The sequence below is a fragment of the Stenotrophomonas sp. GD03930 genome (genome assembly GCF_029839665.1).
Classification (GTDB): domain Bacteria; phylum Pseudomonadota; class Gammaproteobacteria; order Xanthomonadales; family Xanthomonadaceae; genus Stenotrophomonas; species Stenotrophomonas forensis.
Window position 1 is genome coordinate 1,840,392 of the sequence record NZ_JAOCAV010000001.1, and the last position, 13,542, is coordinate 1,853,933.

Here is a 13,542-nt window from a genome sequence, read left to right on the forward strand (position 1 = left end):
AGACTTTCCGAAAGGTCCGCAGTTGCAGGCCAGCGTTGGGTACATGACAGCTGGCGATCGCCGCACACAGCGCCGCCAACAGGACGGCGCCATAGATTACAGGCCTCATTGGACGCTCTGCAGATGGGGGGGCTGGAAAGAGAACGGTCGGCCAATAATGCGTGGAGAGCCTGCAATCACGCGGCAGATGGCTAAGTCAAACTGGACTACTTCTGCCCCTGCACCCGCTCAGTAGCCATCACAGTCAACGCCACACACGCCATCTTCAACCCCTCCATCACCCGGTCCCCCACATACTCTTCGTCGGTGCCGTTCTGCCGCGTGCGCTCCGCTGCCAGCATCAGCTCCGCCACCACGCGCAAGCCGCCCAGCGCGCAGTCCGCATCGGCCATCTGCATGCTGCGCCCGAGGCTCAGATTGCGCTCGGGCCAGGGCTGCCCATCGGCAGCGGCGCCCGCGCCAATGCGATGCAGGTTGGCGACAAATCCGAGGGGATAGGGGGAGGGCTCTTTCTCGTGATCGGCGTTGGCCGGATCGCGGCGGGTGTTCACACCGGGTAGCTTCGTTGCGCTCATGGCAGTGCTCCGTACAGGACAGAAAGCAGGGCCACCGATAAAGGTGGCGGACGGTGCGGGCTCGAAAACCGGTAAGTACCAGACCGGCGGGTCCGAAGACCCCCACGCACCGCCCGCCATGGAACGCGAACGGATTGCCAGCCGACGCCACACAAAGGGTGACGCCGGCTGGCAAAGCGCATACAGCTGGTACAGAAACGGGTTTTCGAGTCCCGCGCCACCCTTTTTCGGTGGCACGCCAAGAGATACCCGCGCAGCTGCCAAATGCCAAGAAACTGCAGAACCGGCGATTGCCGGTCCTGACGCTTTCGGCATTGTCGCACAGGGTGTTAAGCCAGCAAGCGATTGCGCCGCAATGGTCTTGAAGGGCTTGGCGTTTTTGACCCCAAGCACAGAAATGCCTGCAGCGAGGGCCGCGATATAGGGCCAGTTGCGACAGGCTGGATCAGCGGTTCAGGCGGCCGGCGCCTCGGTCTCCGGCGTAAAGATCAAACGCACCCGAACCCGCGCATGCTTCGCGACGCCCTCAATCACGACCGGATCGAAGCGCCACTCATCCACCGCATCAAGCGCCGCACGATCAAACTCCCGCCGCCCGCTGGACCGCGCCACCATCACGTTGGACACGTGACCCAGCTCATCCAGCTGGGCCACCAACAGCACCTGCAGGGGAAACTGCGGCAACGTATCGGCGGCCGTGACCGGTGCCGTTGAATACACCACCGCAGGCGCCTGCTTCAGCTTGAAGGTGGGGTTGTCCCCGGCCTCTACAAACACCTCCGTGGAAATGCGTGGGTCTGTATCCATGGCAATGGCAGGCAAAGCGCCCAGCAGCATCAGAACGAGGGTCAGTGCCAGGGCGACGTTCAAACGGGGCATGCGTGGTTTCCATTCCGGTGCGGTTACAGGATAGCGTCCATTGCCTGGCATCAGCGGCCGCTAAGTGGAGGCCCCGCTTGCTGCTGCACGGCTCACACAAGCATGTCCAGCCCGGGATGACGGAGTGCCCACGCCGGTGTTCCCAAGTTGATTCGCTTTCCAGCCATGATCGAGGAGTCTGGTTGGCAGACCGCTGTCATCAACACCGTCACCCCTCAAGGAAAATTGCAGTGGCACTTCATGGGAATCAGGTCTAGAGATGGGCCTCCTCGAGATGGAAATGAACGATCCTGGCTTGCTGGCCGTTATCGATCCAACGACATAGGAACACTTGCATGATCTTTCTTCGCCGCCTCGCCCTGCATCGCTTCGTAAATACCCATCCTCCATCACGACAAGTTTCCCCTGCTCCCCGTGAGCTTGTTTCCGCTTATGAGGGTGTTCTTCCTGAAAGCCTTCTCGATCTGTGGCGCCGAAAAGGTCTCGGATTCTACGGCGACCTTCAACTCGCCCCGATCGATCCCCGGCCATGGCAATCCGTGCTCGATCGGTGGATCGTCTCGCCGCCCGGAGCCGTACGGCGCGTTCCCATCGCGCTGACGCCTTTCGGCACACTTCTCTACTACCGAAAGCTGACGGAAACTAACGAGGACGTGGCCTACGTCGATCCCGTGTCAAAGAAGACGGGTGATCTGGCGTGGAGTCTCGATGACTTCTTCAACACGTTCCTTTGCGAGCGAGAAGCACTCGAATCGCTCATTCCAATGGCCTTGGTTCGGTCCGCAAGAGAAGAGTGCGGAGCACTTGCCCCCGGCGAGGTCTACGAAGTCGATCAGATGCTGTTCTCCATGCAGATGCTGCGGATTGCGAAAGTGGATGCACTCGGCAAGCATCGGCGTCTTCGCGACGCCGTTGATCCGCCCACGCCAACGGCCGAAAAGCCGACGACAGTAGCTAACGCGCTGCCGGTCGAACATCGCTCCATGTTCGAGGGCATTGCAACAGGGCCGGGACTCGCCGGCCTGTATCTGTCTTCCTACATCGACTGGCATCGGCTGCTGGCGCTGCAACCGAACGGCCAGTACCGTTTGCTGTTCTGGCGCATTCATCACACGACCTTCGAGCGCACGGAAATACGTGCTTACAGCGGCGCCTACGCGATCTTCGCCAACTCCGCGGGGGATGACATCGTCGTGCTCGACGTCACCCTGCGGGAGGATTCGTTAGGCAGTGACGCGAACGATGAAGAACTGGTGGTGATGCATGCAGAGGAAGCGACCTTCCTGCTTCGCAGCGAAGCGTTGGAGGACATGGCAACTGCCATCGGCGGTCGTGACGTAATGGGACGGAGTGAACACTATTTCCGCCGCGTTACGTTGGATGACCCCTTCGTGGAGGAGCCTGGCGATGGCCGTGCAGTACCATCGTTCATGAATCTGCCACATGCGCTGCAGGAGCTGATTCATGTCGACCATCTCCTTGCGACCATTACCCATGTAGGCGATCCAGATCCCGACGAAGCGCATGAAGGCGAGGGTACCGTCATGTGCACGCTTGATCTGGGCGAGGATGACGGGTTGCGCATGAACATGCCGCTCTATTCGCCTGAAAGTGCCAGTCGCCAACTCCACGGATGGGTTTGGGATATGGCACCGCGTGCCTGCAAGGCGGGCATCGGGTATCGGCGCGGAGCAGACGGTGTCATTGAACATGGACCTGTGGTCGGGGACGTGTTGACGACCCGTGCTCCGGACTTCTAGGCGGGCGGCAGGGCCGTGAGTTCCAAGCGGCAACCTTACGGGCCTGCAACGCCCCCTCGTTGGCACGACGCGGCTGCGGATGGGCGTTTGGCAGGGGTGGCGCGGGCGCACAGTACCGGAGATCGCCCCCGCTCGCTGTCTCCTGTTAACATTCCCCCCGCAACCCAGCCAGCCCACCCCGCGCAAACCGCGCCGGAGCGGGCCGTCGCAGTACGGCCCAGCGAGCCAGGACACCCTCCCGTGCCCTTTCAAGGATGCTCGCATGTTCCGTCATTCCGCTCTCCGCTCGGCCGCCCTGGCCCTTGCCGTCTCGCTCTGCCTTGGCGTGCCGTCCGCGTTCGCCGATAACGCCCCCGCCGCCAGTGCCAGCACCGCCGTGCAGCGCGAGGCCGTGGCCAAGGGCCTGTACGAACTGGCCTACAGCCCGAAACAGAACGCCGTGTTCGTGGCCTCGTCCGGTGGCTTCGGCGATGACGCCGGCCCGGCCCAGGTGCTGCGTTTGAACCCGACTACGCTGGCGGTGGAAACCCGCATCCCGCTGGAGCGCAAGGCGTTCGGCGTGGTGCTGGACGACGCCCACAACCGCCTGTACGTGGGCAACACCGTGGACCTGTCGGTGACCGTGGTCGATACCGCGCAGAACAAGGCCATCGGCACCATCCAGCTGATGGAGAAGAAGACCGGCAAGGACGGCAAGGCCGCCTACACCCACGACCTGCGCGAGCTGGTGGTGGACAGCGCCGGCAACCGCCTGTACGTGACCGGCCACAGCAGCCAGCCGGACGTGAGCAGCGTGCTGTTCGTGATCGATACCACCACGCTGAAGGTGATCAACACCATCGACGGCCTGGGCAACGCCAAGGCGCCGGGCCTGGCGCTGGATGCGGCCAACAAGCGCGTCTACACCAGCAACCTGCTGGCCGACCTGGTGGTGGTGGGCACCGATTCGAACAAGGTGGTGGCCCAGCACAAGATCGCCGCCGAGCAGCCGATGAACATCGCGCTGGACCCGGCCGGCAAGCGACTGTTCGTGACCGACCAGGGCTCGGAATTCCTGCGTGGCTACCAGGCCAAGAGCAGCGGCCTGGTCAGCAAGCACCCGGGCCAGCGCGTGCTGGTGCTGGACCGCAGCACCGGCAAGGAACTGGCCAGCATCCCGACCGATGCCGGCCCGCTGGGCATCCTGCTGGATGCACCGCGCAAGCGCCTGTACGTGACCAACCGCGAAGCGGGCACGGTGACGGCGTACAACAGTGACAGCTACCAGAAGGTGGCCACCTACAAGGTGCCGACCCACCCGAACAGCCTGGCGCTGGATGCGAAGAACAACGTGTTGTTCGTGAGCATCAAGAACGGCGAGAAGGACGACAAGGGCGCTGACGAGAGCGTGGCGCGAATTCAGTTGTAAGCAATGTGGAATGGCCACCAGGGGAGCCGCGTTCCCTTGGTGGCCAATCTGAAGTCAATGCAGCAAAGTAGCGACTGCCCATCCACGCATCTGGCAGCATGTTCGAGACAGGACGTTACATCGAGAAGTTCAAGAGTCTCAGCAAGGAATTGAAGCTGTACGCGGTGGGGCTGCTGCCTCTGGCAATCGGATCGTTTGGGCCCTTGCTGGGGATGCATGCAGGCTGGTGCCTCGCTCTTTTGGCAGTAGGCTGCCTCTGCATGGCGATCGGCTTGCTGTTCCGACTGGTACCCCTGTGCAGAACCGTGTGGGAGAAGCCTGCGGTTCGAAGAATTGTTCTGCTCTTTCATCTGGGCGTACTGGTAGTAACGGCCGCGGTGGCTCGTAACATCATGACGTCGGCAACTGGCTTGCCGGGGCAGGACTTCACCCTGGCGACCAGCGCGCTCGCACTACCACTCTATCCACTCGTTTGGCTGTGGTTCGTTGTACTGGTCATGGGCGTTACCGTCGTTGCCCTGCAATTGGTACTCGGGCTGGTGGCAATCGCGCAGTTTCTCCTGTCCGCACACGTGCCGTCGGTTGGCCGCAAGGTCAGGTCGCGCATTGGTGGAAGTCTCTACGTTTCTACGATGCGCATGATCGGTCTCGCCGTGCTGTTTGTTGCCCTGACGATTCCCCTCCATTTTTCCCCTTCATGGAAGCCAAGCCTCGAGCGGCTGGGCAGATGGGCTGCGTTCTATGGGGATTATCAGAGCGCGCACCGGTATCCTGGAATTCCCTTGGATGCTCGGGTTCTGATGCACGCCAACGGCGTCTATTCGACTGCGCATCGCCAGCCGCGAGGTGAGATATCCATTGATGTTCACTACTGGCGAGGGCCTGATAGCGCAGCGAGCGATCCGAATGCGCAGAGCAGAATCCCGACCGGAGCCGACGGTGGCGGACCGTAGTCGGGGCGGGAGGCTCATCTCCCTCAATCCGCCGGCCGATGGTCATAGCTGATCACCCGTTCCACCTGCCACTGCCCATCCACCCGCCGCCAGACCTGGATGAAGCGCGCCTGGCCGGTCCAACGCTCCACACCCTTCGCATCGCGCTCGTGAAAGCGGTGGTCGCCGATCTCCAGCGCCCGCTCGTCGTGCAGCGGAAACACCTGCAGCGAACTCTCCACCAGCTCACGCCGCAGATGGGTGTGGTTGGCGCGGTTGCTCTCGCACAGGGCGGCCACGCTGCGCCGGAAGTCGTCGCGGTTGCTGGCGGACTTGCCGGCCTTGTCATGGAAGAACTCCATGTCTTCGGTGGTCATCGACGCGGCCTTGTCGGCGTCGCAGGCATCGAACGCGGCGGCGAACAGCTGCGTATCGGCCTGGCGGATCTGTTCGCGCAGGCTGTCGGGCGAGGTCGGGGCGGCGGCAAGGCCGGCGGCCAGCAGGGGCAGGGTGAGCAGCAGCATGGCGAATCTCCCGGAAGTGGTCCGCGCAGGCTGGCACGGTCCACCGCACCCTGCCGCTATGCTGCGACGAAACCGGCGCTGGACGCGATGAAACGGGAGTCTGGCGGGGCGGGCGTCCCTTCAGCCTGTGCACGCCGTGTCACAGCGCGCCGCGATTCCCTCACGGGCGGTATAGGGGCGGGGTTCTAGCCTGCAACTCTTCCCTTCCACAGGAGCCCCCATGCCTGCCTCCCGCATCCGCCTGCACGTTGAAGACACCGGCGGCGACGGCCGCCCGGTCATCCTGATCCACGGCTGGCCGCTGTCGGCCGACGCCTGGAAGACGCAGGTGTCGATCCTGCGCGATGCCCAGTACCGGGTGATCAGTTATGACCGACGCGGTTTCGGGCGTTCCGAGAAGCCCGCCGACGGCTACGACTACGACACGCTGGCGGCGGACCTGGCCGCGCTGATTGAAGAACGCGATCTGCGCGACGTAACGCTGGTCGGCTTCTCGATGGGCGGTGGCGAGGTGGCGCGCTATGTGGCCAACCACGGTGAGGACCGCTTGCACAGCGTGGTGTTCGCCGCGGCCGTGCCGCCCTACCTGCTGCGCAGTGACGACAACCCGGACGGCCCGTTGACCCAGGACAAGGCCGATGAGATGCGCAGCGGCCTGGAGAAGGACCGCGAGAGCTTCTTCGATGGCTTCACCCGCGACTTCTTCAGCGCCGATGGCAAGTTGATGGTGACTGAGGAGCAGCGCCAGGCAGCGATCGCGCTGTGCCACCAGTCCGACCAGACGGCAGCGCTGGGCTGCATGCAGTCCTTTGCCACCACCGACTTCCGCGACGACCTGAAGAAAATCACCGTGCCGACGTTGATTCTGCACGGCGACAGCGATGCGATCGTGCCGTTCGAAGGTTCGGGCCAGCGCACGCACCAGGCGATAGCGGGCAGCGAGGTGGTGATCCTGGAAGGCGCGCCGCACGGCTGCAACACCAGCCATGCCGATCACTTCAATCTGGCGCTGCTGAACTTCCTGAAGAAGTAAGCTGGCGCCATGCGCAAGACCGAAACCCCGCCGTGGAAGAAGCCCAACCCCAAGGGCCAGAAATCCCAGCCGCTGTCGCCTGCCCAGAAAGAGGCGGCGCGGCAGCGGGCGGAGGAGAATGGTCGCCCGTACCCGAATCTGGTCGACAACATGTGGGCGGCCAAACTGCCGCGCGAGGTGTAAGCCTGGCAGCCGAGCGCGGGCTCGGCTCTACGGGTCGCCCAGCGGTTCCCAGCCGGCGTCCATCCAGGGCGCTACCTGCGCCTGGCGCATCGAAACCGCACCGGCTGGCAGGCCCGCCCGCTGTGCCAGCTCGGCCTGCAATGCCACCGCATCCACGGCGGCAGGAAGGGCCACCTGCAATCGATCGTCAAGGTGGCGGATCTGCACGGGTAGCAGGGCGTGCGCTTCATGGTCGCCGCCGAAGCGGCCGATCGGATAGCGCATCGTTACCGGGCGCGCCAGCGGCGCAAGCGAGGGTCGCCATCGCTGCAGCACCACGGCCTGTGCCGCCGCCGGAACGCGGACTTCAGCCAGCGTGACCGGGTAGCCACGCACGCTCTCGACCATTACCTGGAAGCGTGCGCCGTCGGGCATGACCACCACTGTGGCGGCCAGCGCAGCGATCGCCACCATCACGCCCAGCAGATGCCAGCTGCGCGGTGCGCTGGCGGGGCGGGTTGCGGTGCGCAGGCTTGGCCGGCGACGCAGTGCACGTGCGTACAGGCGTCGGTCCTTCTTGCGCGGGCTGCTTCTGTGCGCAGGCAGGTTCAGCGGAACCGGCGGCAGGCGGGCAACGCGCGCCTTGATCAGGCGTGACACCGCCCATGCCACCAGTGCGAATGCCAGCAGTGGCAGCAGAGTTCGCACCACCAGGTACAACATCACCATCCTGTGCACGTCCTCACATATGCATCCACTTCGATCGACATCCTACCGATAGGCGCCAGCTGTTGTCGTATCTGCCAGCCGACAGCGGTGGTGCGGCTGGATAGCATGGCGCGTTGTTGTCATGGATGAATCGATGCGCTCTGCTGTTTCCCGCCTCGGCCGCCTGTTCGGACCGGGGGTGATGGTGTTTCTGTTGCAGCTGGTGGCGCTGCTGTCGCTTGGCCTGGGGGCCGGCTACTTCCACTCCCGCGTGGATCTGCTGCTGGTGCCGGTGGTGGACGGCTGCGGTGGTCCCGATCCGGTAGCGCGCCTGCGCGTGGCCGAGCAACTGCTGGCGCGCGCCGAAGCGCTGGATGATTGGCAACCACTGCGCTGGATTCCGCTGGTGGGCACGCTGCTGGCGCTTCTCGGCGCGGCAACGGTCTGTGCGCTGCGTGCCATGCCCCAACAGTACCGGCTGGGCAGGCTGCGCCGGGCGCTGGTGGCGCTGCATGTGGGCGTGCTGGCGTTGGCAGGGTGGACGCTGCACCTGTACGAGGATGCGTGGAGCAGCGTGGCAAGACTGTCGCCGGCGGCCTGCCTGGTGGACCTGACCGAGCAGGGCCGGGTGCCGTTGGCACAGGCCCAGCAGGTGGTGCTGCACGTGCTCACCCGCGAGTACGCCCCGTTGCAGCGCAATCCGGATGATCTGGCGATGATGGCGGTATCGCTGCTGGTGGCCGCGATGGTGGCCAGCATCGTGTTGTGGCGTGCGGCGGCCAAGGGTATGCGGACGCCTACCTGATCGCGTTACAGTCCACGCATTGCCCCGACAAGGAAGTGCTGATGCGTGCGTTGTTGCGAGCCCTGCCGTTGCTGTTGCTGTCGCTGGCGGTGCAGGCGGCCGAGGTGGATCGTCGCATTGCGGTGACCATCGATGACCTGCCCTGGGCGCGAGTGGACGAGATCGTGCCGGCAGACCTGCAGGCGCGGCATGCCGCGTTGATGGCGCAGCTGCGCCAGGCGGATGTGCCGGTGGTGGGCTTCGTCAACGAGAACAAGCTGGAAGTGGACGGGCAGGTGCAGCCTGCGCGCGTGCAGATGCTGCGCGACTGGCTGGACGCGGGCTATGTGCTGGGCAACCACACGTATTCGCACATGGACCTGAACGCCAAGGGCGTGGCGGCGTTCCAGCAGGATTTCCTGCGTGGGGAGACGGTGCTGCGGCCGCTGCTGGCCGAGCGTGGGCAGGTGCCGCAGTGGATGCGCCATCCGTACCTGCGCGCCGGGCGTACCGCGGAAGAGCGCGTGCAGATGGACGCGTTCTTCAAGCAGCACGGCTACCGCGTGGCGCCGGTGACGGTCGACAACGGTGAGTGGGTGTGGGCGTTCGCCTATGCCAACGTGATGAACGAGCAGCCCGATTCCGCCGAGCGCGAGGCGACGCTGGCACAGCTGCGCAAGGGCTATGTGCCGTACATGCTGAACAAGCTGGACTACTACGAAAAGCAGTCGCAGGCATTGCTGGGCTATGCGCTGCCGCAGGTGTGGCTGATGCACGCCAACGAGCTCAACGCGGCCACGTTTGCCGAACTGGTGGCGGCGACCCAGCGGCGTGACTATCGCTTCGTGTCGCTGGACGAAGCGATGCGCGACCCGGCTTACGCGCGTGGCGCCGAAGGCTACAACGGCCGCTACGGCCCCAGCTGGCTGCACCGCTGGGCGATGGCGGAGAAAAAGCCGAAGGACTTCTACGCTGGGGAGCCGGTGGTGCCGAAGTGGGTGATGCAGTTGGCGAAGGTGGATTCGGAGTGAGGCTCAGCGCTTGACGGCCAGTACGCCGTCCAGCGCCAGCTCCGCCTTGAAACCGGCCTTTTCCAGCCGCTTGGCCACTTCGCGCGGAACATCGCGCCCGCTGGTCAGCTTGTTCGGCGCGCCGGTGTAGTGGAACAGGCGGCCGCCCTTGCGGATGACGCGGGCGAGATGGTCGTAGAACACCTGTGAGTACAGCTCGCCGGCAATGCCGAAACGCGGCGGGTCGTGCAGGATCGCGTCGACGCTGTTGCTGGCGACCTGTTCGATCTGCTGCGAGACGTCGCCGTGGCTGAACTGCAGGCGGCCCCCGGCGGCGGCCGAGTCCGGGTCCGGCGACCACGGGTTGAGCGTGCGCAGCCACATCACGTCGGCGTTCTTCTCGAACGAGCGGATCTGGCCGACGCCGGCCTCCAGCGCGCAGGCGGCGAAGTAACCGAGGCCGCCGCAGGTATCGAGGATGACCTTGCCGGCCGGCGCGACCAGCTCGACCTTGCGGCGTGCGTCCTCGAACGGCGACAGCTTGGAGGTCGGCAGCATCTTGATGCCGTCGATCTCGAAGGTGGGCGCGCCCCACTCGGTGGGCACCAGCTTGATCAGCGAGCCGCTGTAGCGCGAGATCGGCGCGAACTCCTCGCCATCCCAGTAGTAGAGCGTGCGGTCCTTCAGCTTGCCCGGCCACGGGTAGGCCTGGCCGCGGAAGTGGAAGCCGTCCGCATCCAGTGCCACGGTGTCCTGGCTGCGGCCGAGATCGAGCGAGCCCTGCCAGTCGCCAGCGCCCTTGTCATGGGCACGGCGCAGGGTGTCGGCGCTGTCGCGGGTCAGCAGGGGGCCGGTGTAGTGGGGCACGGCGGGTACCGGGGCGGTTCGGGGGAGGGCATGGTACCGCAGCTGTTGTAGTGCCGAGCCGTGCTCGGCTCCCCCGCTCAATCGCACTTCACCGCATACACCGGCCCGGCGCCGATCAGCATCAGCGCCATGTAGTCGCTGTCGCTCGCCTTGCCCTTCAGCGTGGCGCCCTTATTGAAATGGAAGATGCCGAAGCCCCCGGCCATGCGGATCAGCGCGCTGTCGATCTGCGCGGCGTCATCGCGGAAGTAGCGGCTGATCTCGCTGTTGCTGGCCTTGTGCAGGGCATTCGGCTCGCGCTGCCACTGGCCGTCGCGGTTGAAGGAGACGAAGTACTGGCCCCCTTCCTTCTCGATGCGGAAGTCGGCGGGCTTGCGCGCGCTGGTGGCGAAACAGCCCTGCAACGGGTCGGCGGAGAAGGGAAGCCCGGCATCACCGCTACAGGCGGTGAGCAGCAGGAGGGCACCGGGCAGCAGCAGGCGGAGCGTGCGCATGGGATGTCCCTACGGGGCGGGTGCGGCTAGTGTAGGCAGCACGCGGGCACGGCCCGTACAGGAATTCGGCAAGAGAAGAGGGGTTTTCGGATGGCGCAGGGCAAGGCACCGTGGTGCGGCGTGGCCAGTTGGCTGGGCATGGTGGTCGGCTGGGGCGCGGGCACAGTGGCCGCACAGGCGGCGGTGGCGGCCGGCGGCAATGGACTGGCCGCGGGGATGGGCGTGGCGGTGCTGGGTGCGGCGCTGGTGGGTGCCGGCTTTGCCGTGGCATCGCGCGTGCGCGGCGAGCGTTGGCCGTGGATCGGCATTGCCGGCGCGGTCGTGAGCGCGCTGCCGCTGCTGATGTACCTGCTGCGGATGATGCTGAAGCTGTAGTGGTAGTGCCGGCCGCTGGCCGGCACCTGCAGGTTGCGTGCGGAGTTCATGGGGTTGCCGGCCAGCGGCCGGCACTACCGGATAGGGGTCAGGCGCTGCGGCGGATCTCCACCGTCACGTGCACCAGTTCTTCATGGATCGCCAGCGCATCGCGCACGGTATCGGCATCCAGGCGGGCATCACTGGTGACCACGCTGGCGCTGACCGCGTACTTGCCGCGGCCGACCTGCCAGACGTGCAGGTCGGCCAGGCGTGCCGGCCACGGGCCCTGCTCGATCACGTCGCGCACTTCGGCCACCACCGGCGCGTCCATCTGCGCGTCGAGCAGGATACGGCCGCTGTCGCGCAGCAGGCCGATTGCCCACACCGTGACCAGCACTGCGCCGACCAGGCCCATCACCGGGTCCAGCCAGGTCAGGCCCAGCAGCTTGCCGCCGAGCAGCGCGACAATGGCCAGCACCGAGGTGGCGGCGTCGGCCAGCACGTGCACGTAGGCCGAGCGCAGGTTGAGGTCGTGACCGTGTGCGTGGTCGTTATGGTCGTGATGGTCGTGATCATGCCCGTGGTGTTGGCCATGATCGTGGCCGTGCCCGTGGTGGTGATGCGCATGGCCCGGGCTATCGTGCAGCCACCACGCGCACAGCAGGTTGACGCCCAGGCCGACTGCCGCGATGGCGATGGCTTCGTTGTAGTGGATCGGTGCCGGCACCCACAGCCGTTGCAGCGATTGCACAGCCATCAGCGCCGCAACACCGAGCAGTGCGATGGCACTGGTGTAGCCGGCCAGGATCTCGATCTTCCAGGTGCCGAAGGCAAAGCGCGGGTCGTGCGCGTAGCGGCGTGCACAGCGGTAAGCGAACACCGACAGGCCCAGCGCGAGCGCGTGCGAGCTCATGTGCCAGCCATCGGCGAGCACGGCCATGGAGTTGAACCACCAGCCGCCGACGATCTCCACCAGCATCATGCCGACGGTGAGCCACAGGGCGCGGCGGGTGTTGCGTTCGGCCAGCGGGTTGCCGTCGTCGAAGCGGTGTTCGTGACGGCGGGCGGCGGCCAGGGTGTCCAGGTGCATGTCAGACCCGAGGGGTGGAGTGGATACCCCCATAGGGTATATGATCCAGCCATGGCGCATGTACACAAGAACCGAAAGCAGCTGCTGACCCGGGTGCGCCGTATCGGCGGCCAGGTGGCGGCGTTGGAGCAGGCGCTGGACCGGCCCGAGGGTGAGGCGGGCGACTGCGCGGACGTGCTGGTACAGGTCGCTGCGGTGCGCGGCGCCGCCCACAGCCTGCTGATGGAGCTGCTGCACGAGCACCTGCAGGAGCACGTGGTGGGCGCGGAGGATCCGCAGCAGCGCGCGGCCGAGGCCGAAGTGCTGGTGGAGCTGCTGCGCCGCTACGGTAAATAGCCGGGTAGTGCCGGCCGCTGGCCGGCAACGTCAGGTGGTGGTGGGGTTAATGCGATTGCCGGCCAGCGGCCGGCACTACCGGGTATGTCCGGGGTTCATGCGGTTGCCGGCCAGCGGCCGGCACTACCGGGTATGTCCGGCGTTCATGGGGATGCCGGCCAGCGGCCGGCACTACCGGGTATGTCCGGTGTTCATGGGGATGCCGGCCAGCGGCCGGCACTACCCTGCGTGCCGGTGCCGTGCGTTCCACAGATGCGTTGCGGCCAGCAGCAGGCTGCCGGTGACGGTCAGTCGCGTTTCCCAGCCGTGCGAGGGCAGCGCCAGCGCACCGGCCAGCAGCAGGCCCAGCCCCATGCCGGCGGTGGCCCAGGCCAGTACCGGCAGCGGCCGACGGCGCTCGGCCCGCCACAGCGCATAGCCGGTCAGCGGCAGGGCGATGGCCACGAACAGCAGGTGCACCCATTCTGCTTCGGCCCAGGCGCCGAACAGCGGCAGCGCGGCCGCGAGCAGGGGCAGCGCCAGGCAGTGCAGCAGGCACAGGCTGGACAGGGCGACCGCGCCGGCATCGAGCAGGGCGGCAGAGGGCGACTTCATCGGGGGAGGTTCCTTGCGCGACAAGTGTT

At 65.8% G+C, this 13,542-nt stretch carries 17 protein-coding genes; 9 read left to right on the top strand and 8 right to left on the bottom strand.

Annotated elements, in window-relative coordinates; translation table 11 throughout:
* Positions 1-206: 206 nt before the first annotated feature.
* Together N5C18_RS08230 and N5C18_RS08235 are read right to left on the bottom strand one after the other, a co-directional pair.
* Positions 207-575, bottom strand: coding sequence for a hypothetical protein (locus tag N5C18_RS08230; RefSeq protein WP_279944240.1), 369 nt, complete (start codon positions 573-575; stop codon positions 207-209).
* 453 nt (positions 576-1,028) lie between these two features.
* Entirely contained in the window at positions 1,029-1,454 is a 426-nt protein-coding gene (locus tag N5C18_RS08235) for an energy transducer TonB (RefSeq protein ID WP_279944241.1), read from the bottom strand.
* Positions 1,455-1,789: 335 nt separating this feature from the next.
* Here N5C18_RS08235 and N5C18_RS08240 point away from each other — a divergent pair, with 335 nt between their 5' ends.
* The 3 genes from N5C18_RS08240 to N5C18_RS08250 all read left to right on the top strand — a co-directional run bounded on the left by N5C18_RS08240 (position 1,790) and on the right by N5C18_RS08250 (position 5,575).
* A complete protein-coding gene (locus N5C18_RS08240; RefSeq protein ID WP_279944243.1) occupies positions 1,790-3,214 on the top strand; it encodes a GAD-like domain-containing protein in 1,425 nt (474 codons plus the stop codon).
* Positions 3,215-3,476: 262 nt separating this feature from the next.
* Complete coding sequence (locus tag N5C18_RS08245; RefSeq protein WP_279944244.1) at positions 3,477-4,622, top strand: YncE family protein; 1,146 nt, start codon at positions 3,477-3,479, stop codon at positions 4,620-4,622.
* 98 nt (positions 4,623-4,720) lie between these two features.
* Positions 4,721-5,575, top strand: a complete 855-nt coding sequence (locus N5C18_RS08250; protein ID WP_053511361.1) for a hypothetical protein — start codon at positions 4,721-4,723, stop codon at positions 5,573-5,575.
* A gap of 23 nt (positions 5,576-5,598) precedes the next feature.
* Here N5C18_RS08250 and N5C18_RS08255 read toward each other — a convergent pair whose 3' ends face one another.
* Positions 5,599-6,078, bottom strand: coding sequence for a DUF4440 domain-containing protein (locus tag N5C18_RS08255; protein ID WP_279944245.1), 480 nt, complete (start codon positions 6,076-6,078; stop codon positions 5,599-5,601).
* 220 nt (positions 6,079-6,298) lie between these two features.
* On the opposite strand from N5C18_RS08255, the gene N5C18_RS08260 reads away from it, so the two are divergent.
* Both N5C18_RS08260 and N5C18_RS08265 read left to right on the top strand, forming a co-directional pair.
* Complete coding sequence (locus N5C18_RS08260) at positions 6,299-7,111, top strand: alpha/beta hydrolase (RefSeq protein WP_279944247.1); 813 nt, start codon at positions 6,299-6,301, stop codon at positions 7,109-7,111.
* Between the two features lie 9 nt (positions 7,112-7,120).
* On the top strand, positions 7,121-7,294 hold the full coding sequence (locus N5C18_RS08265; protein WP_187299790.1) for a hypothetical protein: 174 nt from the start codon (positions 7,121-7,123) through the stop codon (positions 7,292-7,294).
* A gap of 27 nt (positions 7,295-7,321) precedes the next feature.
* On the opposite strand, the gene N5C18_RS08270 is transcribed toward N5C18_RS08265, so the two are convergent.
* Positions 7,322-8,002, bottom strand: a complete 681-nt coding sequence (locus N5C18_RS08270) for a hypothetical protein (RefSeq protein WP_279944249.1) — start codon at positions 8,000-8,002, stop codon at positions 7,322-7,324.
* A gap of 133 nt (positions 8,003-8,135) precedes the next feature.
* On the opposite strand from N5C18_RS08270, the gene N5C18_RS08275 reads away from it, so the two are divergent.
* Both N5C18_RS08275 and N5C18_RS08280 read left to right on the top strand, forming a co-directional pair.
* Complete coding sequence (locus N5C18_RS08275; protein WP_279944250.1) at positions 8,136-8,786, top strand: hypothetical protein; 651 nt, start codon at positions 8,136-8,138, stop codon at positions 8,784-8,786.
* Between the two features lie 41 nt (positions 8,787-8,827).
* Positions 8,828-9,796, top strand: a complete 969-nt coding sequence (locus tag N5C18_RS08280) for a polysaccharide deacetylase family protein (RefSeq protein WP_279944251.1) — start codon at positions 8,828-8,830, stop codon at positions 9,794-9,796.
* A gap of 3 nt (positions 9,797-9,799) precedes the next feature.
* On the opposite strand, the gene N5C18_RS08285 is transcribed toward N5C18_RS08280, so the two are convergent.
* Together N5C18_RS08285 and N5C18_RS08290 are read right to left on the bottom strand one after the other, a co-directional pair.
* Positions 9,800-10,642, bottom strand: a complete 843-nt coding sequence (locus N5C18_RS08285) for an MnmC family methyltransferase (protein WP_164242934.1) — start codon at positions 10,640-10,642, stop codon at positions 9,800-9,802.
* A 77-nt stretch (positions 10,643-10,719) separates the two neighbouring features.
* Positions 10,720-11,136, bottom strand: a complete 417-nt coding sequence (locus N5C18_RS08290) for a hypothetical protein (RefSeq protein ID WP_053511353.1) — start codon at positions 11,134-11,136, stop codon at positions 10,720-10,722.
* A 90-nt stretch (positions 11,137-11,226) separates the two neighbouring features.
* On the opposite strand from N5C18_RS08290, the gene N5C18_RS08295 reads away from it, so the two are divergent.
* Positions 11,227-11,511, top strand: a complete 285-nt coding sequence (locus tag N5C18_RS08295) for a hypothetical protein (RefSeq protein ID WP_006437851.1) — start codon at positions 11,227-11,229, stop codon at positions 11,509-11,511.
* An 88-nt stretch (positions 11,512-11,599) separates the two neighbouring features.
* On the opposite strand, the gene dmeF is transcribed toward N5C18_RS08295, so the two are convergent.
* A complete protein-coding gene (gene dmeF, locus N5C18_RS08300) occupies positions 11,600-12,583 on the bottom strand; it encodes a CDF family Co(II)/Ni(II) efflux transporter DmeF (RefSeq protein ID WP_279944253.1) in 984 nt (327 codons plus the stop codon).
* 51 nt (positions 12,584-12,634) lie between these two features.
* Between dmeF and N5C18_RS08305 the strand changes: the two genes are divergently transcribed.
* Entirely contained in the window at positions 12,635-12,919 is a 285-nt protein-coding gene (locus tag N5C18_RS08305; protein WP_053511351.1) for a metal-sensing transcriptional repressor, read from the top strand.
* A 219-nt stretch (positions 12,920-13,138) separates the two neighbouring features.
* Here N5C18_RS08305 and N5C18_RS08310 read toward each other — a convergent pair whose 3' ends face one another.
* Positions 13,139-13,513: a MerC family mercury resistance protein gene (locus N5C18_RS08310; protein ID WP_164242707.1), complete on the bottom strand. Its 375-nt coding sequence runs from the start codon at positions 13,511-13,513 to the stop codon at positions 13,139-13,141.
* Between the last annotated feature and the right edge of the window lie 29 nt (positions 13,514-13,542).

Bases quoted from the DNA above. Each gene is read 5' to 3' on its own strand.
- N5C18_RS08230 (WP_279944240.1), bottom strand. From the start codon at position 575: ATGAGCGCAACGAAGCTACCCGGTGTGAACACCCGCCGCGATCCGGCC.
- N5C18_RS08235 (WP_279944241.1), bottom strand. From the start codon at position 1,454: ATGCCCCGTTTGAACGTCGCCCTGGCACTGACCCTCGTTCTGATGCTG.
- N5C18_RS08240 (WP_279944243.1), top strand. From the start codon at position 1,790: ATGATCTTTCTTCGCCGCCTCGCCCTGCATCGCTTCGTAAATACCCAT.
- N5C18_RS08245 (WP_279944244.1), top strand. From the start codon at position 3,477: ATGTTCCGTCATTCCGCTCTCCGCTCGGCCGCCCTGGCCCTTGCCGTC.
- N5C18_RS08250 (WP_053511361.1), top strand. From the start codon at position 4,721: ATGTTCGAGACAGGACGTTACATCGAGAAGTTCAAGAGTCTCAGCAAG.
- N5C18_RS08255 (WP_279944245.1), bottom strand. From the start codon at position 6,078: ATGCTGCTGCTCACCCTGCCCCTGCTGGCCGCCGGCCTTGCCGCCGCC.
- N5C18_RS08260 (WP_279944247.1), top strand. From the start codon at position 6,299: ATGCCTGCCTCCCGCATCCGCCTGCACGTTGAAGACACCGGCGGCGAC.
- N5C18_RS08265 (WP_187299790.1), top strand. From the start codon at position 7,121: ATGCGCAAGACCGAAACCCCGCCGTGGAAGAAGCCCAACCCCAAGGGC.
- N5C18_RS08270 (WP_279944249.1), bottom strand. From the start codon at position 8,002: ATGGTGATGTTGTACCTGGTGGTGCGAACTCTGCTGCCACTGCTGGCA.
- N5C18_RS08275 (WP_279944250.1), top strand. From the start codon at position 8,136: ATGCGCTCTGCTGTTTCCCGCCTCGGCCGCCTGTTCGGACCGGGGGTG.
- N5C18_RS08280 (WP_279944251.1), top strand. From the start codon at position 8,828: ATGCGTGCGTTGTTGCGAGCCCTGCCGTTGCTGTTGCTGTCGCTGGCG.
- N5C18_RS08290 (WP_053511353.1), bottom strand. From the start codon at position 11,136: ATGCGCACGCTCCGCCTGCTGCTGCCCGGTGCCCTCCTGCTGCTCACC.
- N5C18_RS08295 (WP_006437851.1), top strand. From the start codon at position 11,227: ATGGCGCAGGGCAAGGCACCGTGGTGCGGCGTGGCCAGTTGGCTGGGC.
- dmeF (WP_279944253.1), bottom strand. From the start codon at position 12,583: ATGCACCTGGACACCCTGGCCGCCGCCCGCCGTCACGAACACCGCTTC.
- N5C18_RS08305 (WP_053511351.1), top strand. From the start codon at position 12,635: ATGGCGCATGTACACAAGAACCGAAAGCAGCTGCTGACCCGGGTGCGC.
- N5C18_RS08310 (WP_164242707.1), bottom strand. From the start codon at position 13,513: ATGAAGTCGCCCTCTGCCGCCCTGCTCGATGCCGGCGCGGTCGCCCTG.